The 25,414-nt window shown below is 67.7% G+C and carries 23 protein-coding genes; 13 read left to right on the plus strand and 10 right to left on the minus strand.

Annotated features, from left to right (window positions below; all coding sequences use genetic code 11):
* Positions 1–65 precede the first annotated feature (65 nt).
* Positions 66–1,766 carry an MFS transporter gene (locus tag I5E68_RS16740; protein ID WP_323982201.1) on the minus strand — a complete coding sequence of 567 codons (1,701 nt, stop codon included), beginning with the start codon at positions 1,764–1,766 and terminating at the stop codon, positions 66–68.
* A 210-nt stretch (positions 1,767–1,976) separates the two neighbouring features.
* Between I5E68_RS16740 and I5E68_RS16745 the strand changes: the two genes are divergently transcribed.
* A complete protein-coding gene (locus I5E68_RS16745; protein WP_197166119.1) occupies positions 1,977–3,233 on the plus strand; it encodes an acetyl-CoA C-acetyltransferase in 1,257 nt (418 codons plus the stop codon).
* A 134-nt stretch (positions 3,234–3,367) separates the two neighbouring features.
* Entirely contained in the window at positions 3,368–3,814 is a 447-nt protein-coding gene (locus I5E68_RS16750; RefSeq protein WP_197166121.1) for a MarR family winged helix-turn-helix transcriptional regulator, read from the plus strand.
* Between the two features lie 54 nt (positions 3,815–3,868).
* Here I5E68_RS16750 and I5E68_RS16755 read toward each other — a convergent pair whose 3' ends face one another.
* Positions 3,869–4,516 carry a TetR/AcrR family transcriptional regulator gene (locus I5E68_RS16755; protein WP_197166123.1) on the minus strand — a complete coding sequence of 216 codons (648 nt, stop codon included), beginning with the start codon at positions 4,514–4,516 and terminating at the stop codon, positions 3,869–3,871.
* A 208-nt stretch (positions 4,517–4,724) separates the two neighbouring features.
* Here I5E68_RS16755 and I5E68_RS16760 point away from each other — a divergent pair, with 208 nt between their 5' ends.
* A complete protein-coding gene (locus I5E68_RS16760; RefSeq protein WP_197166125.1) occupies positions 4,725–6,290 on the plus strand; it encodes a hypothetical protein in 1,566 nt (521 codons plus the stop codon).
* 152 nt (positions 6,291–6,442) lie between these two features.
* Here the strand turns inward: I5E68_RS16760 and I5E68_RS16765 are convergent, their stop codons facing one another.
* Positions 6,443–6,790 (minus strand): hypothetical protein, encoded by a 348-nt coding sequence (locus I5E68_RS16765; RefSeq protein WP_197166127.1) that lies wholly within the window; start codon positions 6,788–6,790, stop codon positions 6,443–6,445.
* Positions 6,791–7,044: 254 nt separating this feature from the next.
* Positions 7,045–7,839: an SDR family oxidoreductase gene (locus I5E68_RS16770; RefSeq protein ID WP_197166129.1), complete on the minus strand. Its 795-nt coding sequence runs from the start codon at positions 7,837–7,839 to the stop codon at positions 7,045–7,047.
* Between the two features lie 213 nt (positions 7,840–8,052).
* Here I5E68_RS16770 and I5E68_RS16775 point away from each other — a divergent pair, with 213 nt between their 5' ends.
* From I5E68_RS16775 to I5E68_RS16795, 5 genes are read left to right on the plus strand one after another with little or no spacing between them, the layout of a single operon-like run.
* The gene (locus I5E68_RS16775; RefSeq protein WP_197166131.1) at positions 8,053–9,282 is read left to right on the plus strand and encodes a CaiB/BaiF CoA transferase family protein; all 1,230 of its coding nucleotides are present in this window, start codon (positions 8,053–8,055) and stop codon (positions 9,280–9,282) included.
* Positions 9,283–9,319: 37 nt separating this feature from the next.
* The gene (locus I5E68_RS16780; RefSeq protein ID WP_197166133.1) at positions 9,320–9,607 is read left to right on the plus strand and encodes a hypothetical protein; all 288 of its coding nucleotides are present in this window, start codon (positions 9,320–9,322) and stop codon (positions 9,605–9,607) included.
* A 20-nt stretch (positions 9,608–9,627) separates the two neighbouring features.
* Entirely contained in the window at positions 9,628–11,130 is a 1,503-nt protein-coding gene (locus I5E68_RS16785; RefSeq protein WP_197166140.1) for a class I adenylate-forming enzyme family protein, read from the plus strand.
* Between the two features lie 7 nt (positions 11,131–11,137).
* Positions 11,138–12,232 (plus strand): CoA transferase, encoded by a 1,095-nt coding sequence (locus I5E68_RS16790; RefSeq protein ID WP_197166141.1) that lies wholly within the window; start codon positions 11,138–11,140, stop codon positions 12,230–12,232.
* Entirely contained in the window at positions 12,226–13,686 is a 1,461-nt protein-coding gene (locus I5E68_RS16795; protein ID WP_197166142.1) for an amidohydrolase family protein, read from the plus strand. The genes I5E68_RS16790 and I5E68_RS16795 overlap by 7 nt, the downstream gene beginning before the upstream one ends.
* On the opposite strand, the gene I5E68_RS16800 is transcribed toward I5E68_RS16795, so the two are convergent.
* Positions 13,585–14,508 carry an enoyl-CoA hydratase/isomerase family protein gene (locus I5E68_RS16800; RefSeq protein ID WP_323982202.1) on the minus strand — a complete coding sequence of 308 codons (924 nt, stop codon included), beginning with the start codon at positions 14,506–14,508 and terminating at the stop codon, positions 13,585–13,587. The genes I5E68_RS16795 and I5E68_RS16800 overlap by 102 nt on opposite strands.
* Positions 14,509–14,710: 202 nt before the next feature.
* Between I5E68_RS16800 and I5E68_RS16805 the strand changes: the two genes are divergently transcribed.
* A complete protein-coding gene (locus I5E68_RS16805; protein ID WP_197166143.1) occupies positions 14,711–15,508 on the plus strand; it encodes a helix-turn-helix domain-containing protein in 798 nt (265 codons plus the stop codon).
* A gap of 575 nt (positions 15,509–16,083) precedes the next feature.
* Here I5E68_RS16805 and I5E68_RS16810 read toward each other — a convergent pair.
* From I5E68_RS16810 to I5E68_RS16830, 5 genes are read right to left on the minus strand one after another with little or no spacing between them, the layout of a single operon-like run.
* On the minus strand, positions 16,084–17,406 hold the full coding sequence (locus I5E68_RS16810; protein ID WP_197166144.1) for an amidohydrolase family protein: 1,323 nt from the start codon (positions 17,404–17,406) through the stop codon (positions 16,084–16,086).
* A 52-nt stretch (positions 17,407–17,458) separates the two neighbouring features.
* Positions 17,459–18,184: a DUF2889 domain-containing protein gene (locus I5E68_RS16815; RefSeq protein WP_197166145.1), complete on the minus strand. Its 726-nt coding sequence runs from the start codon at positions 18,182–18,184 to the stop codon at positions 17,459–17,461.
* A 3-nt stretch (positions 18,185–18,187) separates the two neighbouring features.
* Positions 18,188–19,348, minus strand: coding sequence for a thiolase family protein (locus I5E68_RS16820; protein ID WP_197166147.1), 1,161 nt, complete (start codon positions 19,346–19,348; stop codon positions 18,188–18,190).
* Positions 19,345–19,758, minus strand: a complete 414-nt coding sequence (locus I5E68_RS16825; RefSeq protein WP_197166157.1) for a Zn-ribbon domain-containing OB-fold protein — start codon at positions 19,756–19,758, stop codon at positions 19,345–19,347. Before I5E68_RS16825 ends, I5E68_RS16820 begins: the two co-directional genes overlap by 4 nt.
* Positions 19,755–21,005 (minus strand): cytochrome P450, encoded by a 1,251-nt coding sequence (locus tag I5E68_RS16830; protein WP_197166159.1) that lies wholly within the window; start codon positions 21,003–21,005, stop codon positions 19,755–19,757. The genes I5E68_RS16825 and I5E68_RS16830 overlap by 4 nt, the downstream gene beginning before the upstream one ends.
* 264 nt (positions 21,006–21,269) lie before the next feature.
* On the opposite strand from I5E68_RS16830, the gene I5E68_RS16835 reads away from it, so the two are divergent.
* The 4 genes from I5E68_RS16835 to I5E68_RS16850 are packed head-to-tail and all read left to right on the plus strand — an operon-like array spanning position 21,270 to position 25,395.
* Positions 21,270–21,506: a ferredoxin gene (locus I5E68_RS16835; protein WP_197166160.1), complete on the plus strand. Its 237-nt coding sequence runs from the start codon at positions 21,270–21,272 to the stop codon at positions 21,504–21,506.
* 45 nt (positions 21,507–21,551) lie between these two features.
* The gene (locus I5E68_RS16840; RefSeq protein ID WP_197166161.1) at positions 21,552–22,373 is read left to right on the plus strand and encodes a coniferyl-alcohol dehydrogenase; all 822 of its coding nucleotides are present in this window, start codon (positions 21,552–21,554) and stop codon (positions 22,371–22,373) included.
* 3 nt (positions 22,374–22,376) lie between these two features.
* Entirely contained in the window at positions 22,377–24,581 is a 2,205-nt protein-coding gene (locus tag I5E68_RS16845) for an acyl-CoA dehydrogenase family protein (RefSeq protein ID WP_197166162.1), read from the plus strand.
* A 7-nt stretch (positions 24,582–24,588) separates the two neighbouring features.
* Positions 24,589–25,395, plus strand: a complete 807-nt coding sequence (locus tag I5E68_RS16850) for an enoyl-CoA hydratase/isomerase family protein (RefSeq protein ID WP_197166302.1) — start codon at positions 24,589–24,591, stop codon at positions 25,393–25,395.
* The last annotated feature ends 19 nt before the right edge of the window (positions 25,396–25,414 follow it).

The raw sequence follows: 25,414 nt of genomic DNA on the forward strand, positions 1-25,414 counted from the left end.
GCTCTCGACTAAGCGCGCAGCGTGCTGTGCTTATCGCGCAGGCCCGGCACGCAGGGGGAGCCGCCTCACAAGGTGAAGGGGCGCGGGCTGCCCTCGCCCGGATCGGGCGCATCCGCGGCCCAGCGCACCGAACCCGAGGGGCGCAGCAGGCGGCGGCGCAGCCGCGCGTCGTCCTTGAGCGTGTTGAACGCCTCGACCGCGTGCTGCAGGTCGCGGTCGGCCTCGGTGAAGCGTTCGCGCATGTGCAGGTAATCGCCCCAGGTCGGGCATTCGTAACGCTCGGTCCACAGACAGGGGTCGGCGATGTCGCGCGCGAGGCTCCACCCGAAACCGCCGTTCCGGCGCCGTGCCTTGCCCACGTCCTGCATCGCGCGATAGAACGCACGCGCATCGCCGGGCTCGACGCGGTAGTCGATCTCGATCTCGACCGGACCCGAGCGCGCGGTCAGCGCCAGCGCCACTTGCGGATCGTGTCCGATGGTCACCGATGCGCGCTTGTCCTCGCCCTCGCGCACCATCGGCAGGACCAGCCCCAGCAGGATGCTCGCCGCCAGCAGCGCGCCCGAGGCGAGGACCGCTGCCTGCAGCCCGAGAGCATTGGTCACAGCCCCCCAGCCCATCGCTCCCAGCGCGATGCCCCCGGTCACCGCCGAGGAATAGAGCGAGAGCGCGCGCGCCGTCACCCAGCGCGGCGCAGCGAGCTGGACGCCAACGTTGAACATCGCCAGCACCAGCATCGTGCCCATGCCCTGCAGCGCAAAGCACAGGGCGGCCAGCCACAGGTCGCGGCTCAGCGCGATCCCGACGAGCGCCAGCGCGGTAATGCCCGTGCCGATGCGCACCGCGATCTCGGGCCCGAAACGCTCGCGCATGGTGGCGGTGGAAAGCGACCCGAGGATCGCGCCGATCCCGCCCGCGCCGAGCAGGATGCCGTAAGTGCTCGCATTGCCCGCAAGCTGGTCGCGCGCGATCAGCGGGGCGAGCGCGGTGGCCGTCGCGACGCACAGGCCGAAGACGAAGACCCGCACCACCGCATTGCGCACCGCGCCCGCATGGGCGGCATAACGCATACCCGAGACCAACGCCCGGCCCAGACTCTCGGGCGGCAGGCGCGAGGGCGCGCCGGTGCGGCGCCAGAAGAAGAAGGCGAGCAGCAGCGGCACGTAGCCCAGGGCATTGACCGAAAAGGCCGCATGCGCGCCTGCGGCCAGCACGAGGAAACCGCCCAGCGCGGGGCCTACCGACCGCGCGATATTGTAGCTGACGGAACCGAGCGCGACAGCGGCGGGCAGGACGCGCGGCGGCACCAGCTCGCCGATCGAGGCCTGCCAGGCCGGGCCGTAGAGCGCGACGCCCGAGCCGATCACGAGCAGCAGCGCGAGGATCAGCCAGGGCGTGACGAGACCGAGCAACCCGACCACGGCCATGACGATGCCGCCAAGACAGGCTAGACCCAGCCCGGCCATCGCGATGCGCCGCCGGTCGAACATGTCGGCGAGCGCACCGGCAGGCAGCGCCACCAGCATCAACGGCAGCATCAGTGCGGTCTGCACCGAGGCGATCATGGTCGGCGAACTCGAAAGCCGGGTCATCTCCCAGGCCGCGGCGACGCCGAGGATCTGGTGGCCGAGATTGGAGCACACGCTGCTCGACCAGATGCGCCGGAACAAGGGCACGCGCAGCGGCGCAAGCGCACCTGCCGTCTCGCTCGCGATTTCGCCACCCGCATCCTGCACGGGGGCGTCCTGCGCCGGTTTTCCTGTCACCGTGTCATGTACCTTGCCGGCCTCTTCCCGCCGCGAGCATCGAACGGCACGCGGTTTTCGTCCAGTGCGGTACCGGTTTCCATCGCCCGGGCGGAGATGTGCCGTCAAGTCCCGCGACGGGGTTGGCCTTGGCTGTGACAGGTGCCAGACCTCGGGACGAGGCGCGCGCACCCCTCCTGCGATAGCGTCCTGCTGTACGGGAGAGACACCATGGCCGAAGCCTACATCATCGACGCGGTGCGCACCCCGCGCGCCATCGGCAAGACCGGCAAGGGCGCCTATTCGGGCATGCACCCGCAGCATCTCGCCAAGGCGGTGCTCGTCGCGCTGCGCGACCGCAACAAGCTCGATACCGCCAGCGTCGACGACGTCATCTGGGGCACCAGCGCGCAGATGGGCCTGCAGGGCGGCGACCTTGGACGCATGGCCGCGCTCGATGCCGGCTACGACGTCAAGGTCAGCGGCGTCACGCTCGACCGTTTTTGCGGATCGGGGCTCACCGCGACCAGCCTTGCCGCCGGACAGGTCATGGCAGGCCTCGAAGACTGCGTGATCGCGGGCGGCACCGAAATGATGAGCCACGTGGTCGACTACGGCACCATGCTGCGCGAGAAGAAGGCGCACATCGCCGGGGGGCTGGGCACCAACAACCCCACGCTCGACGCGCTCCATCCCCAGACCAACCAGGGCGTCGCCGCCGACGCCATCGCCGCGATGGAAGGGATCACCCGCAGCGAGCTCGAGGCCTTCGGCGCCGAGAGCCAGCGCCGCGCCGCAACCGCGATCGCCGAAGGCCGCTTTGCCGGCTCGACCGTGGCGGTGCACGATGCGAAGGGCAATCTCGTGCTCGACCACGAGGAATACCCGAGGCCTGAAACCACCGCGGAAAGCCTCGCCGGTCTCAAGCCCGCCTTTGCCATGTTCTACGACTTTCCCGCCAGCAAGGACGGCACCACCTTCGCCGGGCAGGTCAAGCGCCGCTATCCCGACCTCGAATTCGAGCCGGTGCACCATGTCGGCACCTCCTCGGGCGTGGTCGATGGCGCCGCCGCACTGCTCATCACCTCGAAGGACTATGCCGATGCGCATGGCCTCAAGCCGCGCGCGCGCATCGTCACTGCGGTCAATGTCGGCGACGATCCCACGCTCATGCTCAATGGTCCGGTCCCCGCCGCGAAGAAGGCACTCGCGCGCGCCGGGCTCGACAAGGACCAGATCGACGTATGGGAAGTGAACGAGGCCTTCGCGGTGGTGGTCGAGAAATTCATCCGCGATCTCGATCTGCCACGCGAGAAGGTCAATCCCAACGGCGGCGCGATCGCGCTCGGTCATCCCATCGGGGCGACCGGCGCAGTGCTCGTGGGCACCGCACTCGACGAACTGGAGCGCACCGGCGGACGCTATGCGCTGATCACGATGTGCGCGGCAGGCGGCATGGCGCCCGCGATCATCATCGAACGGGTGTGAACCGGGCGCGCATGGAACAGGCCTCCTCCCCCGATACAGCCCCCGTCATGAATGGTGTCACGAACGCTGGCGCGGCTTCGGCGGGTCTGGCAAAGCCTTTGGCTCAGGGCCAGGCGGAAGGAGAGACGGGGACCATGCCCGAGACGCTCAAGCGCGACGTGGCGCTCAAGATGACCATTGTCACGCGCCAGATGCGCAAGCACTTCGACGAGGCCATTGCCGAACTGGGCGTGACCCGCTCGCAATGGACCGTGATCGCGGTGGTCTCCTCGCGTCCCGGTGCAACCCAGCGGGTCATTGCCGAAGCGCTCGAGATTTCGAGTGTCTCGGCAGGGCGACTGGTCGACCGGCTGATTGCCGAGGGCATGGTCGAGCGCAAGCCCAAGGCCGACGACGGGCGCGCCCACGCCATCCACCTCACCGACAAGGGCCAGCAGCTTACCGGCAAGCTCTCCGACGTCGCCACGGTCAGCGAAGCGGCCGCCTTCGCGGGTCTGAGCGACGCGGACCTCTCGGTGATGAACACGATCCTCGACACGATCTCCTCCAACCTGTGCGATCACGGGATACCGCTCAGGTAAAAGCCAGATAGCGGACGCGGCGTCTGCGAACCCGGTGCCCGCGCCTCGCCGCGCTCAGTCCACCTGTCCGCGCAAGTGGCGGATCGCGGCCGCCATGTCGCCAGCGGGATCGCAATCCGGATTGATCAGCGCCTGGAGCTGCAGGCCATTGGCCAGAGCCGAGAGCTGGCGTGCGGCTACCTTCGCGTCGATCGTCTGCGCAATCGTCCCTGCCGCCTGCTCGGCCTCAATGGCCGCGACCAGATCGCGCCGCACCATCTCTTGGCGCGCCTTCATGAATTCGTGCGCAGGATGGCTGGGCACGACCGCATTCGCGGCAAGCGACAGGTACAGATAGCCGATCCCCGGCGCCGCACAGCTGCGCCTGACCGCCGCCACGTAGAGATCGAGGCTGGGCAGGACCATCCCGGCAAGGTCGGGATCGCGCACGCTGTCGGCATCCCACAATTCGATCACGCCTTGCAGCAGCTCTTCGCGATTGCCGAAATAGTAGAGGACGTGCTGCGCCTCCATGCCCAGCGCCTTGGCCAGTTCGCGCAGCGACTGGTGGCGATAGCCATCTCGGGTAATGATTTCAGTGACGCCGCGCAGGATCGCCTCGCGGCGCGCCTCGGCCTTCGCGGACTTCGGCGCAGCGCCGCCCTTCACACTTGGCTTCACGCCCGCCTCGACTGGCTCCTGATCGTGGTTCTTGCTGGCCATCGAGCCGTCCCTAGCACGGTTTCAGCCGGCACAGGAGAGCGCCCGACATCGCTTTTTACACTGTAAAAATTTTCGCTTGCCTGATCGCTCCGACTGGCTCTAGGCCATGGCCATGAAAGCGCAGCCTCACCGCCCGACCTCGTTCGTCCGCCCTCGCCGCATTTGCGCTGCGCCCGACATGGACCGCTGCAGTGCAATGGCGTCACCCTTGCCGGGGCGCCTCCTGCCGCTCTTGGTCGGTGCCCTGCTGAGCGGCTGCGCCGGGCAGCACGTACCGGGAAGCCCTGCGGACGGCGCGGCTCCGGCGCGCAAGGCGACCGAGGCGACGCTGCGCGCGGGCAGCCTGCCCCTCGTCGGCCGCGTCAGCGAGCGGTTCCTCTCCTACAACGTGGAAATGGTCGAGCTGACCGGAGGGCGGTTCTGGAAGCCCTATCGCAACGGCATTGCCGACAAGGCGGACCAGTACGAATACCGCCCTCCGATCGACCTCGCCAATCCGCGCCTGCGCAAGCTGGCCGGAGCACTCGCTCCGGTCTATGTGCGCTACAGCGGAACCTGGGCCAACGCGACGGTCTACGCCGACGTCGAACACCATGACGGTCCCGCGCCCGAAGGCTTCGATGCGGTGCTGACCCGGGCGCAGTGGCGCGGCGCAATCGACTTCGCCAAGGCGGTTGATGCCCGCATCGTCACCTCGATGGCGACTAGTGCGGGCACGCGCGATGCCGATGGCGCGTGGCAGCCCGACCATGCCGCAAGCTTCCTCGCCGCGACAAAGGCGCTGGGCGGCACGATCTGGGCGAGCGAGTTCGCCAACGAACCCAATCTCGTCGGCGGCACCCAGCCCCCCGAAGGCTACAGCGCCGCCGATTACCGGCGCGACTATGCACGGTTTCACACATGGCTCGCGGCAAGTTCGCCCGAGACGCAGGTCATGGCACCGGGCGCCTTCGAATTTGGCGCGGGACGCGCGCTGCCCGCCTTCATCAAGCAGCTGCCCACCGAGCAACTGGTTCCGGATGACGCGACGCGTCCCGATATCGTCTCGTTCCACTTCTATGGCGAGATCTCGCAGCGCTGCGCGGGCACGCGGCCCGATCCGCAAGCCGCACAATGGCTGGACATGCTGGACGGCGCGATCGCCAATACCATGCGCCTGCGCGCTCGGGTCGCACCCGAGGCACCTGTGTGGCTGAGCGAGACCGCCGAAACCGCTTGCGGCGGCAACCCGCAGGCCGCCGGGTTCGCCGACAGCTTCCGCTTCGTTGACCAGCTTGCGAATGCCGCCCGACAAGGTGTCGAGGTCTCGATGCACAATACGCTGGCGGCAAGCGATTATGCCCTGCTCGACGAACACAGCTTCGCGCCTCGCCCCAATTACTGGGCCGCCTTGCTGTGGCGCAAGACCATGGGAACAGGCGTTCTCGACGCGCGGTCGTTCGCTCCGGACCCGAATCTGCGCCTCTACGCCCATTGCCAGCGCGCAGTCGCGGGCGGGGTCACGCTGCTCGCAGTCAATCTCGGGCGCGAAACCGCTGGTTCGATCTCACTGGCAGGACAAGGTCAGGTGCAGGCCTATACCCTGAGCGCGGTTCCCGGCGATGCGCAGCGCGTCGCGCTCGGCGGTAAGCCGCTCGCGCTCGCGGCCGGTGACGCGCTGCCCGCGCTCGAGGGCGAGGCCCATACCGGCGCGGTCCCCCTGCCGGCATCGAGCATCACCTTCATCACGATACCGGGTGCGGCCAACCCCGCCTGCTCCGGCACGGCGCAGTAATGCCCGCTGCCACCTTGCGCGCCTCTGGCTGGCAAGGCTGAGCATAAGGGGCCGGCCATAAAAAAGGGCTGCCGTTGGTACGGCAGCCCAATTCCGCTTGCGCGGTCATTCGGACCCGGGTGCGAAGCAAGGTCCGGGAGATGGCTGAGGCCTCAGCCCTTGGTCGAGACGACTTCGGCGCGGCTGAGCGTGGTCGTCAGCTTGCCGTCTTCCTCGATCAGGCTGGAAGCGGGCACGAGGTGGCTCTTGCCGTTGATCACGACCTGCGCGTCGCCGTTGTCGCGGACGCGGAACACCTGGCCGATGCGCTTGCCGTCGCTGTAGATCATCGAGCCCTTCTTGGCCTGCGCGGGCGTCTTTGCCTGTGCGACCGAGGCGATGTTGGCGGTAGCGTTGGCCGAACCGTCGGGATTGGCGAGGACCACCTGCGGCGTGGCGAGCGAAAGCACGCCGAGCGCGGTGACGGAAGCGAGCGAAGCGAACTTGAGCTTGGTCTTCATGATCGGTCTCTTTCTGTTTCGGAGCACGCGGTGCCCTTGCGGCTGCGTGGTCCGGGAATCGGTTGGGAGGTCATTTCCTCAATTGCTAACCTTGTTTAGTATTTCCCGATAGAATTGTAAAGCTAGCTTAGTAAATTTTTTTGCAAGTGCGAATGCGATAAACGCAACGAGGCCCACCACTCGCTGCCGCCGCAGCCCGGTGGTGGGCCCAAGATCGCTTTTGTTACAGAGGCTTGTACCGCCCTGCGGCACTGTCAGCGCGGCGGCATCCGGATCGCGCCGTCAATGCGAAATTTCTGCGCATTGAGGTAGCTGTTGGCGGCAATCTCGAGCACGAGGCTCGCAAATTCGTCGGGTCGGCCGAGCCGCTTGGGGAACGGCACCGAGGCGTTGAGCGCATCCCACATCTTCTCGTTGAACTCCTTGAAGCGCAGCATCGGCGGTGTGGCGAAGATGCCGGGCATCACCGAGTTGACGCGAATGCCAAGGTCCATCAGGTCGCGCGCCATCGGCAGGACCAGCCCGTTGACCCCGGCCTTGAGCGAGCCATAGGCGACCTGACCGATCTGCCCGTCCTCGGCTGCGGCGCTGGAGGTGAGGATGATCGAGCCGCGCTCGCCATCGGCGTTGACCGGCTCGCTGCCTGCCATGCCCAGCGCCGCGATCGAGGCGACGCGGTAGCTGGCAACGAGGATGCCCTGCGCGGAGAAGGCGTAGTCCTCGCTGCTCATGCGCTTGAAGGCGCCGGTTTCCTTGTCGCGACTGATCGTCTTGCCGCCTTTGGAAGCCATCGCGCAATGGACCAGCACGCGCTCCTGCCCGTGTGCAGCGCGCGCGGCGGCAAAGCCATCCTCGACGCTGGCCTCGTCCATGATGTCGACCTTGTGGAAGCTGCCGCCGATGGCTTGCGCCACGGCATTGCCGGCTTCCTTGTTGAGGTCGAAGATCGCCACCTTGACGCCCTTGCCCGCGAGCGCCTCGGCGCTGGCGCGCCCAAGCCCCGAGGCGCCACCGGTGACGACCGCGCTGGTCGAACTGTCGAGTTCCATGGCCTGCTTCTCCCGAATTGCGTGTTCTTGTCCGGCTGCAAGCTCTAGGCACGCCGCGCGCGAAATCCATTGCCCGGACCGGATATCGCCACGGCGCACCGGGTCACATCGCTATCGTTGGAGCGATGATCGCACCGCGAGAGCCCCGAGAGGGTGACGATGGCCGCGCTCGCCACTATCCCTCAAACCAGACAAAAAAGGGGAGACCGGGATATGGCGAGGGTTATGGAAGGCGTGAGGGTGCTCGAAGTGGCGCAGTTCACATTCGTGCCTGCCGCCGGTGCGGTCCTTGCCGACTGGGGCGCCGACGTCATCAAGATCGAGCATCCCGTGCGCGGCGATACCCAGCGCGGCTTTCTCAACATGGGCGGGGTCACGCTCGACCCGCAGCGCCACACCTTGTTCGAACACCCCAACCGCGGCAAGCGCTCGGTCGGCGTCGACTTCACCACGCCCGAAGGGCAGGAAGTGCTCTACGAACTGGCGAAGCACTGCGACGTGTTCCTGACGAACTACCTGCCCAAGCACCGGCGCAAGTACAATTTCGACGTCGAGCACATCCGCCGCGCCAATCCCAACATCATCTACGCGCGCGGCAGTGCCTGGGGCGACAAGGGCCCCGAGCGCGAACTCGGCGGTTTCGACGGCACCGCCTTCTGGAGCCGCAGCGGCATCGCCGACTGCATGACCCCGCCCGAAATGGACGGCCCGCTCAGCCAGGGCATCCAGGCCTTCGGCGATTCCATCGGTGGCATGTTCATCGCCGGCGGCATCTCGGCGGCGCTGTTCCACCGCGAACGTACCGGCGAGGCCAAGGAACTCGACGTCTCGCTGCTCTCGACCGCGACATGGGCGGCGGGCGCCAACATGGCGCAGGCGCTGGAGACCGGGGTCATCACCCGCAATCCCATGCCAAGCTCGGGCGGCAACGCGCGCAATCCCTTCATGGGCAACTTCCGCACGAGCGACGGGCGCACGATCAACTTGTGCATGGTCAGCCCGACCGGGCTGATCGAGGACACTTTCGCCCATGTCGGTCGTCCCGAGGCCGCGGCGGACCCGCGCTTCGCCGATCCGCTCAGCCTCATCAAGAATGCCACCGCCGCGAGCGAGATTCTCGTCGAAGCCTTCGCCCAGCACCCCTTCGCCTACTGGCGCGAGCACCTGCGCACGATGAAGGGCCAGTGGGCGCCGATCCTCAACCTGCTCGAACTGGCCGAGGAAGAGCAGGTCAAGGCCAACGACCACATCATCGAGGTCGCCGCCGCGGACGGCAGCGACAAGCCGCTCAGGCTCTCGCGCAGCCCGGTCGAATGGGACCACGAGCCGATCGAGACGACGCGTTCACCCCAGCCCAGCGAACACACCGAACTGGTGCTGATGGAGTTGGGCCTCGAATGGGACCGCATCGAGAAGCTCAAGTCCACCGGCGCCATCGCCTGACCCGCCTATCACCAGACACCACAGACAGGACACAGCCATGAAACCCGGGACCCGCCTCAAGAGCGCCACCTGCGACACCGAAGTGATGGTCATCCGCGCAGGGGCCGGCACCATCGAATGCGGCGGCAAGCCGATGGCCGAGGACAAGCAGGACGGCGGCGAGCCCGATGCGGCGCACGCGCAGGGCACGCTGATCGGCAAGCGCTACGTCGACGCCGGCAACAGCTTCGAGCTGCTCTGCGTGAAACCGGGCAAGGGTTCGCTCTCGGTCGACGGCACGCCGCTCTCGACCAAGGATGCCAAGCCGCTTCCGGCCTCGGACTGACACGAAAGGGCCCCCGCGCGATGAACATCGCCCTCTTCCTCGAGATGGCCGCGGGTGCCGCACCCGAGCGCATCGCGCTGGTCTGCGACGACGCCGGCGAGACCCGGCGCTTTACGTACGCCGCGCTGTACGAAGCGGCGCGCGGGGCGGCCACGCTGATCCGCGAAAGCGGCGCCGAATATGTCGCGCTGCTCGACGAATCGAGCGAGGCCGCAGTTCTCGCGCTGTTCGGCGCGGCGCTCGCAGGCGTGCCCTATGTCCCGCTCAACTATCGCCTTGCCGACGCCGACCTCGCCGGGCTGCTCGCGCGCATCACGCCCTGCCTGCTGGTGGGCGACGTCGACCGTGTGCGAAGGCTCCACGACAATGGCGCCAACACCCTTTTCCAGCGGGCGGACTTCGTGCGCGCAGCGCAGGCCGCCACGCCGATCGAGGAAGCCGACGCCGGGCTCGGCGTCGCGGTCCAGCTGTTCACCAGCGGCACTACCGGCGCACCCAAGGCCGCGATCCTGCGCCACGCGAACCTTGCCAGCTACGTCATCGGCACGGTCGAGTTCGGCTCGGCGGACGAGGGCATGGGCCGGCTCGTCACCGTGCCGCCCTACCACATCGCCGGTATCGCCGCGCTGCTCACCTCGATCTACGCGCAGTGCCGGATCGTGCTTCTGCCCGCCTTCACGCCCGAAAAGTGGCTCGACCTCGTCGCGCGCGAGAAGGTCACCAATGCCTTCGTGGTGCCGACCATGCTCGCCCGCGTGGTCGAGGCGATCCGCGGCGGTCACGAGGCCGACCTCTCCTCGCTCACCGCATTGTCCTATGGCGGAGGCAAGATGCCGATCGAGCTGATCGGCGAGGCGCTCGACCTGTTCGAGCAGACCGCCTTCACCAATGCCTATGGCCTCACCGAGACCAGCTCGACCATCGCCCTGCTCGGCCCCGAGGACCACCGCGCGGCAAAGGCCTCGTCCGATCCGAAGGTGCGCGCACGCCTCGCCTCGGTCGGGCGCCCGCTGCCCACGATCGAGCTGGAAATCCGCGACGATGAAGGCCATGTTCTGGGGCCCAACGAGGCAGGAGAGATCTTCGTGCGCGGCGAACAGGTATCGGGCGAATACAAGGAGCGCTCGGCGCTGACCGCCGATGGCTGGTTCCCCACGCGCGACGCCGGCTATCTCGACGACGAGGGCTACCTGTTCCTCTCGGGCCGCGCCGACGACGTCATCGTGCGCGGCGGCGAAAACATCTCGCCCGGCGAGATCGAGGACGTCCTGCTAGCCCACCCGGCGATCGCCGACGCCTGCGCCACCGGCATTCCCAGCCTCGAATGGGGCGAGGCGGTGGGCATCGCGGTGGTCCCCGCCGATGGCCACGAATGCCCCGCGCACGAGGAACTGTGCCGTCTGGTGCGCGAGCGCCTGCGCTCGAGCCGCGTGCCCGAAAGCTCGCTGGTGGTCGAGACCCTGCCCTACAACGAGATGGGCAAGCTGCTGCGCCGCGAGGTCAAGACCTGGTTCGCGCGGTGAACACGCCGTGCCGCGCAGCCCCTTGCTGACCAGCGCGATCCCGCTCACCGGCTGGGCCCAGGACCGGCTCGACCGGCTTGCAGGTCTGGTCCCATCGGCTGCGCTGCCCGAGGCCGGGGCGCTGCTTGGCGAGCGCGCCGCGAGCCAGGGCTTCAGCGTGCCCGCACGAATCTCGTGCCATGGCGGTTGCCGGTTCTACCGCGCACGCGACGGATGGGTGGCGCTCAACCTCGCGCGCCGTGCCGACCGCGACCTTCTGCCGGCGCTGTTCTCCAGCGATAGCGTCATCGATCTCGACGCCGCCTTTGCCGCAATCGCGCAGGATGAGGCCGTCGCGCGCGGCAGGTTGCTGGGCATGGCCATCGCGGGCCTGTCCGAAAGCCCCGTCTCGCCCGCGCTGGCCGTCACCGCGCGCGGCCCCGTGCGCGGCGCGCCAGCCCGACGCCCGCGCGTGCTCGACCTCACCGCGCTGTGGGCAGGCCCGCTCGCTGGCCGACTGCTGCACCTTTGCGGGGCGCATGTCACCCGCGTCGTCAGTGCGGGACGCGAAGACCCGCTCGAAGACAGCGACCCGGTGCACTTCGCGAGTCTCGCCGCGGGCAAGGCATCGTGCCGTCTCGACTTGCGCACCGGCGAGGGGCGCGCGCAGCTGGCCAGCCTGATCGCGCGAAGCGACATCGTCATCGAGGCCGCCCGCCCGCGCGCCCTGCGCCAGCTCGGCTTCGATGCCGACCAGCTGGTCAGAGAGCATCCCGGGCTCGTCTGGCTGACCATCACCGGCCACGGCATTGCCGCAGAGGCGGGCAACTGGGTCGGCTTCGGCGACGATACCGCCGTTGCCGGGGGCCTTTCCGCGCGCCTTCTCGCCGCGACCGGACAAGTCGGCTTCGTGGGCGATGCCATCGCCGACCCGCTGAGCGGGATCTTGGCCGCGCAGACCGCCATGGCCTGTCACCGTCGCGGCGAGGCTGCCCGCATCGTGCTCTCGATGAGCGCCAGCGTCGCGCTGGCCATAGCCGAGGATCGCACCCTCACCCGCGATCTCGTCGCGTGGGGCAAGCGTGTCGGCAGGCCCCTCGTTGCCCCTGCGGTACCATGCTGATCCGCAATGCCGAGATATGGGCCACTGGCGCGCCGGGCATCTGCCGTGACGTTCGCGTGGGTGACACGCGCATCGAGGCGGTGGGTGCGCTGTCTCCCCGTCCCGGCGAGCGGGTGATCGATGCCCGGGGCGCTGCACTGCTGCCCGGCCTTCACGATCATCACATCCACCTCGCCGCAACGGCGGCGGCGCGCGCCTCGCTGGACTGCGGCCCTCCCGCGGTCTGCGACGAAAGCGCGCTTAGGCAAGCGCTGCGCAGGGCCGGCGGCAGCGGCTGGCTGCGGGCAACCGGCTACCACGAGAGCGTCGCGGGAATGCTGCGCCGCGAGGACCTAGATGGATGGTTGCCCGAGCGCCCGTTGCGCATCCAGCACCGCTCGGGCCGGATGTGGTTCCTCAACAGCCGGGCTCTCGACCTCCTGCTCGAGAACGCCGCCCCGCCGTCCGGCCTCGAGCGCGACGCTGGGGGCTGGACCGGACGACTATTCGACGAGGACGCATGGCTGCGCCGCGTGCTCGCCGGCTCGCCCCCCGACCTCACGGCCCTCGGGCGGGACCTTTCGCGCTACGGCGTGACCGGGGTCACCGACATGTCGCCCAACAATAATGCCGAGACGGTCGCCTGGCTCGCCTCGGCGCGGCAAGACGGCTTCGCCCCGCAGGTGGTCATCGCCGGAACGCGCGAACTGGCCGAAGTCGCGATGCCGCCGGGACTGGCGCTGGGCCCGGTGAAGATCCACCTGCACGAGGCCGCCTTGCCCGATCTCGATGCGCAGATCGCCCTTGCCCGCCGCGCCCATGCGCAAGGTCGCGGTCTCGCCATCCATTGCACCACCGAGGTCGAGCTGGTCTTCGCGCTCGCCCTGCTGCGCGAGGCCGGTCCCGTCCGCGGCGACCGCATCGAACACGCAGGCATCGCCCCTGACGCGCTCGTCGCCCAAATCGCCGAGCTCGGACTGCAGGTAGTGAGCCAGCCCGCCTTCATCGCCGAACGTGGCGACCAGTATCGGAAAGGCGTCGCGAGCGAGGACTGGCCGCACCTCTATCGCCTGCGCGCCTTCCGCAAGGCCGGTGTCGTGCTGGCGGCGGGCAGCGACGCGCCTTACGGTACCATCGACCCATGGGCGGCGATGCGCGCGGCCTGCACGCGGCGCACCCGCGAGGGGCACGTCATCGGACCTGCCGAAAGCCTCGATCCCGAACAGGCGCTAGACCTGTTCCTCGCAGATCCCCTCGATCTCGCGCGCCAGCGCCGTGTCGAGCCGGGTGCCGCGGCCGATCTGTGCCTGCTCGACCGCCCCTGGAACGAAGCCCGCGAACAGCTCGATGGCGCGATGGTGCGCGCCACGATTTCAGCCGGGCGCCTTGTCCACGAGCGCCCGGTCCTCGCCCACGACAGCATCGACGAGCCCCCAGTCACGCGCCGTGCTCACGCCGATACGGCGGCCCGATAGCACCATCAGCGCGGTGCGCTGCCGCCCGATCTTGCGCGAGAGCGAGACACAGCCGCCCGCGCCGGGAAGCAGGCCCATCGCCAGTTCGGGCAAGTGGAATATCGCGTCCTCATGCGCCTCGATGCGCCCCCATGCCGCCAGTTCGAGCGATGCCCCGACACACAATCCCTGCACAGTGCTGACCATGCGCGAACGGCAGCGGGCTGCGGCGAGCGCGGGCAGCGTCCGCATCCGGATCGCATGGGCCTGTGCCGGATCGCGCGTGGTTCCAAACTCCGACAGGTCGGCGCCTGCCCCGAAGGCCCGTCCCGCACCGCGCAGCTCGACACGCGCGATGGTCGGGTCGATTGCTGCGAGGTCGAAGGCCTCGCGCAAGGCGTCGCGCATCGCCGCGTCGATGGCGTTGCGCGCATGGGGCCGATCGACCTCAATCGACAGGACATCGCCGCGGCGCGCGACACGCAGCTCGCCACCGGGTAATCTTGCTGCCGGCGCGCGGGTGCCCAGCCAGTCGCGGTATTCGGCGCCTCCCTGCAAGGTCGCATAGGCGAGCGATTCGACGAGCAGCGCAGACATCGGGTCCATGCCCTCGATCGTGCGCAGCAACTGGACCAGCACCCCGGCCGCGAGCGGGCGCGCGAGGATCGCGGTGAGCAGGCTCTCGGCGCGCACCGGCGCTTCGACCACGCAGTCGAGAGAGGCCGCGAGGGGGTGGTCCGAATCACCCAGCCCGATCACCGGACAGGGCGGCAGGTCCGAAAGGCTTGCCAAACGATTGCACTCGGGCGGCACGTGCTCGAGGTCGATCATGACGAGGGGCACGCGCGCATCCGGAAGGCCGTCTCGCAGTGCAGCAATGTCAAGAATATAATCTTCTATACCCACGCGAAACCCTTGCATTTCAGCCATTCCCGGCTCCAACTGCGACATAGCGCAAGCACAAAAACCGATATGGTGTCATTTTTCTTGACTTGGGCATCCGGCAAGTCAACACTGCTGTTCAATAAGAGTAGTGGAGAGAGACATGCTGGCACACACATCGAACAAGGCGAAAATCGCACGGCGGGTGGTCGAGGTTCTTCAGTTCTTCGACGAGGCCCACCCCCAGGCAACGGTCATGGACATCGTACGTCGTTACGACCGTCCGCAATCGAGCACTTCGGAATTGCTTTCGAGCCTTGTCGAACTCGGCATTCTCTACAAGGACGGCCAGAGCCGCTCCTATCGCCCGACCCCGCGCGCCGCGATGCTCGGCGGGTCGACCCAGGCCCCGATCATCCGCGACGGGCGCCTCACTCTCCTGCTCGACCGCCTGCAGGCACAATCGGGCCTGACCGTCGCGCTGTTCGGCCTCGTCGGTGTCGAAGCGCAGGTCTTCAACTGCCGCTCGGCCACCAACCGCCGCGCCGGCATGTTCTGCGAGAACTTCACCGGAGGCCAGACCGAGCGCCTGACCGACAGCGCCGTTGGCCGCCTCCTGCTCTCGACCCTTTCGCGCCCGCGCCGCGAAGGCATCGTGCGCCGCCTCAACGCCGAAGCGCCGGGCGAGCACATCCCCTATCCCGACATGCTCGCGATGATCGACCAGTACGAACGCAAGGGCATGGCCACCGGCGAGGCCGGTTTCGGCGTCGATGCCGAGGCCTGCGCCGCGCTCATCCCGGCCTATGCCGTCGACCAGCCCATGGCGATCGGCTTCGTCTACCGCCCTTCCTCGAGCATCGACGTCGAGGCGCTGCAGGACATGCTCAAGGACGCCATCCACCACGCGATCGAGCGCGAGGACAACCACTCGGTCACCCCGCTCGTCGCCGCAGCCTGACACTGCGGCGCCGTCCGCCGCGGCGCGTGGCCACGAGGCCGACGCGCTGCAAGCGGGCCGGGATCGCGCAGACCCGGAATATCGACAGCTCCCACGAGAAAGGGCCAGCTCTTCATGAGCTGGCCCTTTTTTGTCGTCCATCCCTGACGCGTGGCACGTGCGATCGCAGGCGAAAGACACGAGCAAGCCTGCACAAGCCTGCCGCACAGTTCGCCTCGGCCTGCCGGCCGGGCACCGCTCCTCGCTACGACCCTGGGCCCAAGCTGGGCCGCCGGATAGCTACGCTGCGCCAGATAAACCCGGCAGCCAGAGCCCGCTGCCCTGTGCTCGCACCACCTGCACACCACTGCGAGGCAGAACCGGTCTTCGCGTGTTTCCTCAGGGCCGGTGTCCATGGGCCGGCCCTTTCTACGAGACCGTAGGCTCGCCAACCGCAGGTACAAAAAAGGGACCAGGTCTTTCCGACCCGGCCCCTCTGGGTGCCGTCGCGATTGCTTTCAGCACCTGATGGTTTCCTGCACGAACGCCGTTACCCCAGTCGTTCGTGCAGGAAGCCCGTTACCCTTGCCGTGCGCTCAGGCGCTTTCCTTCTTGCGCTTGTCGTGCTGCGAGAACATGCGCATGAGATCGCCCGAGGTGATCGGGCGCGTCGTGCCTTCCTCGACCGGACGATCGCCGCCCGAGCTCTTGGGCGAGGTGTCGACCCCGGCGGCCTCGGCCCGCTGGCGCAGCGCGCCGACGGTGAGATCTTCCTTCCTGCCCAGCTCGAACAGCGGGAAGTTGAACCAGCGCATCGCGTTCTGGTGCGTGATCTTGTCGATCTGCGCATCGGTAAGGTGGCGGATCGCCTTGTAGAGATGCTCGGGCACTTCGGGCCACAGCGTGTCCGAATGCGGGTAGTCGGTCTCGTAGGCGATGTTGTCCTCGCCGATGTACTCGATGTTCTGCAGCCCGAACTGGTCATCGATAAAGCAGTTCAGGAAGTGGCGGCGGAACATCTCGCTGGGCTTGAGGTCCTGGAACACCGAATTGGTCCAGGCCTTGTGCCGCCAGTTGGAAAAGTCCGATCGCTCGAGGAAATAGGGCACCCAGCCAATTCCGCCTTCGGAGAGCGCGATGCGCAAGCTGGGGTACTTGTGCAGGGCCTGGAGCTGCAGCCAGTCGGCCGCGCCATAGGCGATCGACATCGGCATGGTGGTGATCCATGCCTCGATCGGGGTTTCCTCGGAGGCATGCGGCGCCGGGTTGCCCGCGCCGATGTGGCAGCAGATCGTCAGGTCGGTGTCGACGATCGCCTTCCAGAACGGCTCCCAGTATTCATTGTGGATGCTGGGCAGGCCCTGCACGGTCGGGGCATCGCTGACCGAGACCGCCTTGAAGCCCTTCTTCGCGAGGCGGTGGATCTCCTCGACGCAGGCATCCATGTTCCAGGTCGGCAGGATGCCGCAGGGAATGAAGCGTGCCGGGTAGGCGTCGCACCATTCGTCCTTGTGCCAGTCGTTGTAGGCGCGCAGGTGCACCAGCGCGCGATCCTTGTCCTTGGCACGGTGCAGGCGCCCGCCGGCAAAGTCGAACACCGAGCCGAAGTTGACCGAGGCGGCGATGCCGTTGACGTCCATGTCCTCGACCCGCGCATGGACATCGTAGACGCCCGCGCGCAGCTGATCGAGCGCGGTCGGCTCCATCCCGTATTCGTTCATCGGACGACCGACCACCGCGTTGAGCCCGACCGAGGGCAGGTACATGCCCTGGTATTCCCAGGCCGCCTTGCCCTGGGCGTCGGTTACGAAGCGCGGCGCGTCCTCGAGGTCCTTGGCCGAGAGGTGATTCTTGAACATGTCGGGCGGTTCGCTGATGTGATCATCCACGCTGATCAGCACCATGTCGTTCATTTCCATGACCGTCTCTCCGTCATTTATATCTCGTTGCACACAATTCTAGCGCATCGGCTCAGCCAAGCCCATCGAGGGGGCGATCCATCGCCTCGGTGAAGTCGTGGATGCCGCTGATCCGCCTGGCCCGTTCGCGCTGGCCGGGCTGGAAGGTGTGGCAATTGGGCGGAATGCGCATGGCATTCGATTGCTTTTCCATCGGAATCTGCCGCCCGTGCGAGATCACCGCCGAGCCGCGCAGCAGCCGCGCCATTTCCTCGCGCGCAGGATCGAGCGAGGCGATCCACGCGCCCATGTCCTTGTAGCCCATCCCGGCAATGGCCGGCGGCTCGACGAAGCGGCGATCACGCTCGACCCAGGCCATCTCGTGCGTGCCGTTGCGCGCGATGGTCATGTGACGCACTCCGTCCTCGGGATCCTCGACGCACAGGTCGTAGCGCGTGGGCGCGGCGTCGAGCGCATGGGCTGCGGCGAGCACCGCGATGTCGAACAGGTGCGTGCAGTTCTGCTTCTTCGCGCCCACCGTTCCGGCCTCGGCGAGCCGGGCGCCGGTGAAGGTTGCCGCGAGCACCGCAGGCGCACCGGGGCAGGTCGACCAGGGCGCCCGGATCATCTCGCCCTCGATCGCAGTAATGAACGTGCCGTCGTGCCCGAGCGTGACGCGCATGTGGTGCAGGTCATCCTCGACCAGCGCCGTCACCGTACCTTGCCCCGGCAGGATCGCGATGGCGCGGTGAAACGCACCGCCGCTGAAGGTCTCGTTCGACAAGGCTGCGCGCACCATGGCCTAGTCCCGCGTCAGCAGCAGCGCGGCAGCCATCGGCCCGCCCCCGCTCGTCGCGACGGCCACGCGCGGATTGCCCGCCACCTGCCGTGCACCACCCTGCCCGCGCAGCTGGATCACGCTCTCGTGCGCGAAGCCGAAGCCGTGCAGCCGTCCTGCGCCCAGTTGCCCACCGCCGGTGTTGAGCGGCAGCTCCCCGTCGAGCGCGATGCGCGTGCCGCCCTCGATGAAGCGATGCCCCTCGCCCACCTCGCAGATGCCGAGCCCTTCGAGCCAGGTGATCGGGTGGAAGGCAAACCCGTCGTAGAACTGCGCCACGTCGATGTCCGCAGGACCGTAGTCGCAGTTTTTCCAAAGCGCCTTGCCGGTCGGATAGGAGCCGGGCCACTCGGCCTGGTCCCAGCTATAGCGCTCGACCGAACCGGCCGTGGCGGCGATGCGGACGGGCGTCGTCTTGACCTCGTCGAGCGCATCGCCCGCCGAGACGATCACCACCGTCGCGGCGTCGGAGAAGCGGTCGCAGTCGTAAAGGCAGAACGGGCTCGAGATCATCCTTGCCGCGAAGTACTTCTCGCTCGTGAGCGGCTCCTTCACGATGGCGCGCGGATTGAGCGCGGCATTGCGGTGCGCGTTGAGCGCGACCTGCGAGAGCTGCTCGCGGGTCATGCCGTAGCGCGCCATGTGGCGCGTGGCATATTGCGCGACCCAGGTCGCCGCCGAGATCGCATAGAACGGCGCGGTCCACTGCGAGGCCCCGGTTACCTCGGTGCGGCGTGGAGGCGGATAGTTCGCAGGGTCCGCCATCGCGCCTGCCTCGTAGACGGTGCGAAAGCAGATCACGTGGCGGGCCCGGCCCGCCTTGACCGCCATCGCCGCCGCCGAGATCGCGCCGAGCTGCGCGGTCATCTCGGCAGCGCCGAGGTGCCAGCGCGTGGAGAGCCCCAGCGCCTCGATCACGTCGTCCGAGGAGACCGGCGAGAAGCCGAGGAAGCCTTGCATCTTGCCCGGATAGGTCGCGACACCGTCGATCTGTTCGGGCCTGAGCCCCGCATCGTCGAGCGCCTCGCGCACGGCATCGAGGGTGAGCAGCAGCGGATGGCGTTCGAGCCGCACGCCCACTTCGGACATGCCGACGCCGGTGACATAGGCTTCGCTGGCGCTCATTGCGCCACCTTCTCGAACAGCGGGAAGAAGATGCCCTCGTCCTCCTCGAAGGTGACCTGAACCGCATCGCCCACCGCGACATCCTCGGGCGCGCAGCCCACGATGTTGGTGGTGAGATAGATCGAGGGATCCTCCTCGAGCGCGACGCGCGCGATCACGAAGGGCACCTCCAGCCCCGGCATCCAGGGCTGGTGATTGATCGTGTAGCTATCGACCACGCCGCGCCCGCAGGTCGGCTGGGCTGCAACGTTCTCGCTCCAGCAGCCCCGGCACAGCGGCTGGGGCGGATGCAGCCACTTGCCGCAATCGCCGCATCGGCAGATCATCAGGTGCCCCTGCGCGCCCCCGGTCCAGAACGCGCGGTTGTCGCGGTCGAGCCGGGGGCGCGGACGGGCAGCGCCGAAGCTCATGCCTCCCAGACCAGATGGAGCTGGTCGGGACCGATCACGTTGCCACCGTGGAACGTGACCGGCTTTTCCGGATCGAGCCTGAATTCCGGCAAGGCCTTGAGCATTTCCTCGTAGAGAACCTGGAGTTCGATGCGCGCGAGGTGCGAGCCGAGGCAGCGGTGCGGACCCGTGCCGAAGGCAATGTGCGCCTTGTTCTCGCGCGCGAGGTTGTAGTCCTCGGGCGACTTGAATTCCTTGGGATCGAGATCGGCCGAGGGCAGGAACATCAGGACCATCTCGCCCCGTTTCATCGCCACGCCCTCGAACTCGGCGTCCTGGTGGACGAAGCGCGGCGGGACGGTGAAGGTATAGCGGCGCAGGATCTCGTCGGCGGCCTCGGGCACCAGCGACATGTCGGCGCGCAGTTTCGCCTGCAGCTCGGGGTCCGAGGCGAGGTGGCGCACGCCCAGTCCCATGCCGTTCATCACCGTGTCGAGACCGGCGACGAAGAGCATCACCGCGTAGTTCTCGATGTCGTGCAGCGTTGCGGGCCGACCCTCGAACTCAGACTGCCACAGCATCGAGAGCACGTCGCCCTGCGGCTCGTCGCGCCGGGCGAGGATCGTCTCGCGCATGACGTCGGCCACTTCGCGCAGGCGCTTCTGAACTGCGGCCGGGTTCATGTCGGTCTCATGCAGGTGCTGCGAGACGAGATCGCGGTATTCGCGCTGCTTGTCCTGCGGCAGGCCGAAGATATCGAGGAAGATCGTGGTCGGCAGCGGCTCGGCAACTTCGGCCATGAACTCGCACTGCCCCTTGTCCTTGATCTTGCCCACCAGTTCGGCGGCGAGCGCACGGATGCGGTCCTTGAGCGCCAGCATGTTCTTCGGACTGAAGGTCTTGTTCAGCGGCTTGCGATAAGTGTCGTGATGCGGCGGATCGACCGTGATCGGCAGCGGGATCAGCGACTTCTTGTCATCGGGCAGCGTGGCGTTGTGCGCCGCGATCATCTCGTAGGGGACCGGCCCGTTGCTGAAGATCTCGGGCGAGCGCTGGGCATTGTAGACCGCGTGATGGCTCGCGACGACCCAGTGCCCGCCCTGGCGCGGGGTCCAGAAGATCGGCGGCGCCTCGCGCGCGATTTCGGCGATGCGGCCATGGCCTTCGCGCATCAGCACCGGGTCGTAGTGAAAATCGAAGTCGTAGACGAGCGCGTCCGGGACATGGTCCGGCTTGGGAACGGCTGGGCTGACCGGATGTGTTGCCATGAAATCTCTCCGCGAGTGCAGTTTTTGCCTGTCTGCCTCTCCTGTGGCACGGGCGCGGCCGATTTTCAGCATTGCGCGCGGCGATACCGCCCGCGCGATTGACCCTGCGGGCAAGTGGCCATGACCGCGCCTACCCGCCGCCCTCACGCCCGGGCAAAGGCGCCTATCGCGCCCGCGATTTGGGCGGGCGGCAAGTTGATTGACTGCCTCCCATCGGGTCTAGCTGACAGCCAAGACGCAAAGACGACGAGGAGAGAGCCTGCGATGAAAGTGAGCATCCGCAAGGGCGAGTGCGTGGGCAACGCACGCTGCCAGGCCGTGGCGCCCGCGCTCTACCCGCTCGACGACGAGGGCTATATCGACACCGAGGGTTTCGACGTCGCGGCGGGCGAGGAGAAGGACGCGCTCAAGGGTGCCAAGGCCTGTCCGGAACGCATCATCTTCGTGATCGAGGACGACAATGGCGAGGAGCGCCAGATCTGGCCTCCGGTAAAGGCCTGAAACTCCCCCGCCAGACCAACGAGAACAACGAGAGGACCTGAAGAAATGAGCGATTTCCTGGGATACGCGGGCAAGCGCGTGGTGGTGTCGGGCTGCTTCTCGGGCATGGGCCATGCCACTGCCAAGCTGCTGCTCGACCTCGGCGCCGAAGTGCACGGCCTCGACTTCAAGGCCTGCGACCTGCCGCTCGCCAGCTTCACCCAGATCGACTTGCGCGATCCGGCCTCGATCGAGGCCGCCGCCGCTGCTATCGAGGGTCCCGTCGATGCGCTGTTCAACTGCGCTGGCCTGCCGACCTCGTTCCCGCCGATGGACATCATGAAGGTCAACTTCATCGGCCTTCGCCACCTGACCGAGCAGCTCCTGCCCAAGATGCGCGCGGGCAGCGCCATCGCCAACATCGCCTCGACCGGGGGCCTTGGCTGGAGCCGGCGCATTCCCGACAACATGGCCTTCGTCACCACCCAGGGCTGGGATGCGGCAACGGCGTGGTGCGAGCAGAACGCCCAGACCGTCGCCGAGGGCTATGCCTTCTCGAAGGAAAACGTGATCGTGTGGACCCAGTTCATGGGCGCGCGCCTCATCAAGCAGGGCATCCGCATCAACTGCACGCTGCCCAGCCCCACCGAGACCCCGATGATGAAGACCTTCCACGAGGCCTCGGGCAAGGACGTGGTCGATGCCGCCGCCGAGCCGATGGGGCGCTATTCGACGCCGGAAGAACAGGCCGGTGGCCTCGTCCTGCTGAACTCGGCGCTGGCCTCGATCGTCAACGGCGTGGTCCTGCCGGTCGACGGCGGCTTCATGGGGGCGCTCGCCACCGGGCAGATCGACATGTCCAAGCTCATGGGCAAGCGGCAGGGCTGAGCGATGAACTTCGATCTGACCGAAGAGCAGGAGATGATGCGCGAGAGCTTCGCACGCCTGTTCGACGACCGCCTCACCCCCGAACGCCTGCGCGCCAACGAGCAGACGGGCTTCGACGCAGGGCTCTGGGCCGAGATGGCCGAGCTGGGCGCCTTCATGCTGCGCGTCCCCGAAGAGGCCGAGGGGCTGGGGCTGGGCACCTTCGATGCCGCCGTGCTGATGGAGGAAGTGGGCCGCACCCTGCCCACCGGCCCGATTGCCGAGTCCATTCTGGCCGCGCGCGTGCTTGCACAGCTGGGTTCGGATGAAGGCGGCGATGCGCTGGCAGCGATTGCCGGGGGCGACAAGGTCGCCTCGCTGGCATTGCACGACATCGCCGAGCAGCCGCTCCAGTTCGTCCCCGGCGGCGAACATGCGCAGCTGGTGGTCGCGCGAAAAGGCGATACGCTGGTGCTGTTCTCGGTCCCCGAAGCAGCCCGCCCCCACGAGGACAATCTCGCCGGAAACGGCCTGTGCGAAGTCGACTTCGCCAAGGCGCAGGGGCAGGTTCTCGCCCATGGCGAAGAGGCGCTCGCGCATTTTGCCGCCGCCATCGAGGAATGGAAGCTGCTCACCGCCGCGGCGCTTGCCGGGCTTGGCCGCAAGGCGGTGCAGATGGCCGCCCAATATGCCAGCGAGCGCAAGCAGTTCGGCCAGCCCATCGGCCAGTTCCAGGCGATCAGCCACCCGCTCGCCGACAACCTGTGCGAAGTCGATGGCACCAGGCTGCTGACCTGGCGTGCGATCCGCGCCATCGCTGACGGCGAGGACAGCGCGTCGGCGCTCGTCTCGCTTGCCTTGTGGTGGGGCGCGGACGCGGCCGGCAACGCGGTCAGCCAGGCGATCCAGACCTTCGGCGGCTATGGTCTCACCACCGAATACGACATCTACCTCTATGCCCTGCGCGCCAAGGCCTGGCCGCTGGTCATGGGCGATCCCGCGCAGTTGCTGCTCGAGGCCGGCGAGCGGCTCTACGGCGGTGCCCGCGCGCCAATGCCCGAAGTCGGACCGGTCCCGGTCGAATTCGACATCGGCGAGGAAGCGCGCGCGATGATCGCCGAGATCGACGCCTTCATGGCGGCCGAGGTCACGCCCGAAATGCGCGAGAAGTTCCACTACAGCTGGGAGGGCTGGGTCCCCGAGCTGCACAAGAAGATGGCTGAGGCGCGGCTGCTGTTCCTCTCCAGCCCCGAACTGGGCGGGCGCGGCATCGGACCCTATGCACGCGCCGCATCGCGCCGCGCGCTCGAACGCCACGGCTATTCAAACCCGGCGGCGGGCGTTGCCGAGATGGTCGGCCTGATGATCTCGCGTGCAGGCTCCGACGAACTCAAGAACGAGGTGCTTTCGCGCATCGTTGCGGGCGATGCGATAGCGAGCCTTGGCTATTCCGAGCCGGGCTCGGGGTCCGACGTCTTCGCCGCGCAGACACGCGCCACGCGCGATGGCGATGGCTGGCGCATCGAGGGCACCAAGATGTTCACCAGCGGCGCCAACCTCGCCGACTACGTGCTCATGCTCACGCGCACCAATACCGAGGTCGCCAAGCACAAGGGCCTGACGATGTTCATCGTGCCGCTCAAGGCCGAGGGCGTCACCATCCAGCCCGTCCACACCTTCCAGGACGAACGCACCAACATCACCTTCTACGACAACGTCTACGTGCCCGACACATGGCGGCTGGGCGAGGTCGACGGCGGCGTGCGCACGATGAGCCTCGCTCTCGAGCTCGAACACGGCGGCGGGTTCGCCAATGCCATGTTCGCCAATCTCGAGGCCGCCGAGACGCTGTGCCGCGAGATCGCGCGCGGCAACGCCACGCTGCTCGACGAGCCGCAGGCGCGCGCGCGGCTTGCCCGCGCCCGCGCGGCGATGGTGGTCTCGGAGCTGTTCGAGCACCGCGCCGGCTGGGCCGCGGTCGAGAAAAAGCCCAACCTCGCCTATGGCCCCATGGCCAAGATGTTCTCGTCCGAGAAATTCATGGAGGATGCGCGCGACCTGCTCGACCTCACCGCGCCGCTCTCGCTGACCAAGCGCGAGGGGGCCGCGCAGCTGGTCAACCAGTCCTATCGCCATGCCCACGGCACACGCATCTACGGCGGCACCAGCCAGGTCCACCGCTCGATGATCGCCGAACGCGCGCTCGGCATGCCGCGCACCCGCGCCTGAGGAGAAGCTGGTGAGCGAGGAACCCCATCTGCTGAGCGAAATCGTCGACGGCGTGCTCGTCGTGACGCTCAACCGGCCCGACAAGCTCAACGCGCTCTCGGCCGAGACAATGCGCCTGTTCGACGAAGCGGTCGAGCGGCTGCGCGACGACGAGGACTTGCGGGTCATGCTGATCCGCGCGCGCGGGCGCTACTTCTGCTCGGGCGCGGACCTGCGCAGCGGCTCGCCCTCAGCACAGCCGCGCTCGGCGGGCGGCATCCGCGAGAACCATCGCAAGGGCCTCTTCGGGATGCACCGCATCTACGACGAGATGGAGCATATCGAGAAGCCGATCGTGTGCGCCGTCCATGCTCCTTGCGTCGGGGGCGGGCTGGAAATGGCGCTCTCGTGCGATTTCCGTCTTGCTTCTGCCAGCGCAGAATTCGCCTTCCCCGAAGGCCTGTTCGGCGTGCTGCCCGCCTCGAACGGGGTCAGCCGCCTGACCCGCATCTGTGGGCCCCACTGGGCGCGCTGGCTGATCATGGCGAACCGCAAGGCCGATGCCGACAAGGCGCACGTCATGGGCCTCGTCCACGAGGTCCTGCCCGACGAGGGCTTCGAGGAGGCCGCGCTCGATTTCTGCCGCCACCTCACGAAGAACAGCGCCGAGCAGATGGGCGCCGCCAAGATCGCCATCGAAATGGCCGCCGAAGTCGGGCGCGACACCGCCCGCAACGTCGAGCGCATGGCCAACAGTGCGCTCATGCTCAATCCGGAATACCTCGCGAAGATTGAGGCCTACGTCGCGAAACTGGGCGGCAGGAAGCCGGAGTGACAAGTTCGCGCAGGCCGAG

Origin of the sequence: Novosphingobium aureum, assembly GCF_015865035.1 — a bacterium.
Lineage (GTDB): Bacteria > Pseudomonadota > Alphaproteobacteria > Sphingomonadales > Sphingomonadaceae > Novosphingobium > Novosphingobium aureum.

Bases quoted from the DNA above. Each gene is read 5' to 3' on its own strand.
- I5E68_RS16745 (WP_197166119.1), top strand. From the start codon at position 1,977: ATGGCCGAAGCCTACATCATCGACGCGGTGCGCACCCCGCGCGCCATC.
- I5E68_RS16750 (WP_197166121.1), top strand. From the start codon at position 3,368: ATGCCCGAGACGCTCAAGCGCGACGTGGCGCTCAAGATGACCATTGTC.
- I5E68_RS16755 (WP_197166123.1), bottom strand. From the start codon at position 4,516: ATGGCCAGCAAGAACCACGATCAGGAGCCAGTCGAGGCGGGCGTGAAG.
- I5E68_RS16765 (WP_197166127.1), bottom strand. From the start codon at position 6,790: ATGAAGACCAAGCTCAAGTTCGCTTCGCTCGCTTCCGTCACCGCGCTC.
- I5E68_RS16770 (WP_197166129.1), bottom strand. From the start codon at position 7,839: ATGGAACTCGACAGTTCGACCAGCGCGGTCGTCACCGGTGGCGCCTCG.
- I5E68_RS16775 (WP_197166131.1), top strand. From the start codon at position 8,053: ATGGCGAGGGTTATGGAAGGCGTGAGGGTGCTCGAAGTGGCGCAGTTC.
- I5E68_RS16780 (WP_197166133.1), top strand. From the start codon at position 9,320: ATGAAACCCGGGACCCGCCTCAAGAGCGCCACCTGCGACACCGAAGTG.
- I5E68_RS16785 (WP_197166140.1), top strand. From the start codon at position 9,628: ATGAACATCGCCCTCTTCCTCGAGATGGCCGCGGGTGCCGCACCCGAG.
- I5E68_RS16795 (WP_197166142.1), top strand. From the start codon at position 12,226: ATGCTGATCCGCAATGCCGAGATATGGGCCACTGGCGCGCCGGGCATC.
- I5E68_RS16805 (WP_197166143.1), top strand. From the start codon at position 14,711: ATGCTGGCACACACATCGAACAAGGCGAAAATCGCACGGCGGGTGGTC.
- I5E68_RS16810 (WP_197166144.1), bottom strand. From the start codon at position 17,406: ATGGAAATGAACGACATGGTGCTGATCAGCGTGGATGATCACATCAGC.
- I5E68_RS16815 (WP_197166145.1), bottom strand. From the start codon at position 18,184: ATGGTGCGCGCAGCCTTGTCGAACGAGACCTTCAGCGGCGGTGCGTTT.
- I5E68_RS16820 (WP_197166147.1), bottom strand. From the start codon at position 19,348: ATGAGCGCCAGCGAAGCCTATGTCACCGGCGTCGGCATGTCCGAAGTG.
- I5E68_RS16825 (WP_197166157.1), bottom strand. From the start codon at position 19,758: ATGAGCTTCGGCGCTGCCCGTCCGCGCCCCCGGCTCGACCGCGACAAC.
- I5E68_RS16830 (WP_197166159.1), bottom strand. From the start codon at position 21,005: ATGGCAACACATCCGGTCAGCCCAGCCGTTCCCAAGCCGGACCATGTC.
- I5E68_RS16835 (WP_197166160.1), top strand. From the start codon at position 21,270: ATGAAAGTGAGCATCCGCAAGGGCGAGTGCGTGGGCAACGCACGCTGC.
- I5E68_RS16840 (WP_197166161.1), top strand. From the start codon at position 21,552: ATGAGCGATTTCCTGGGATACGCGGGCAAGCGCGTGGTGGTGTCGGGC.
- I5E68_RS16845 (WP_197166162.1), top strand. From the start codon at position 22,377: ATGAACTTCGATCTGACCGAAGAGCAGGAGATGATGCGCGAGAGCTTC.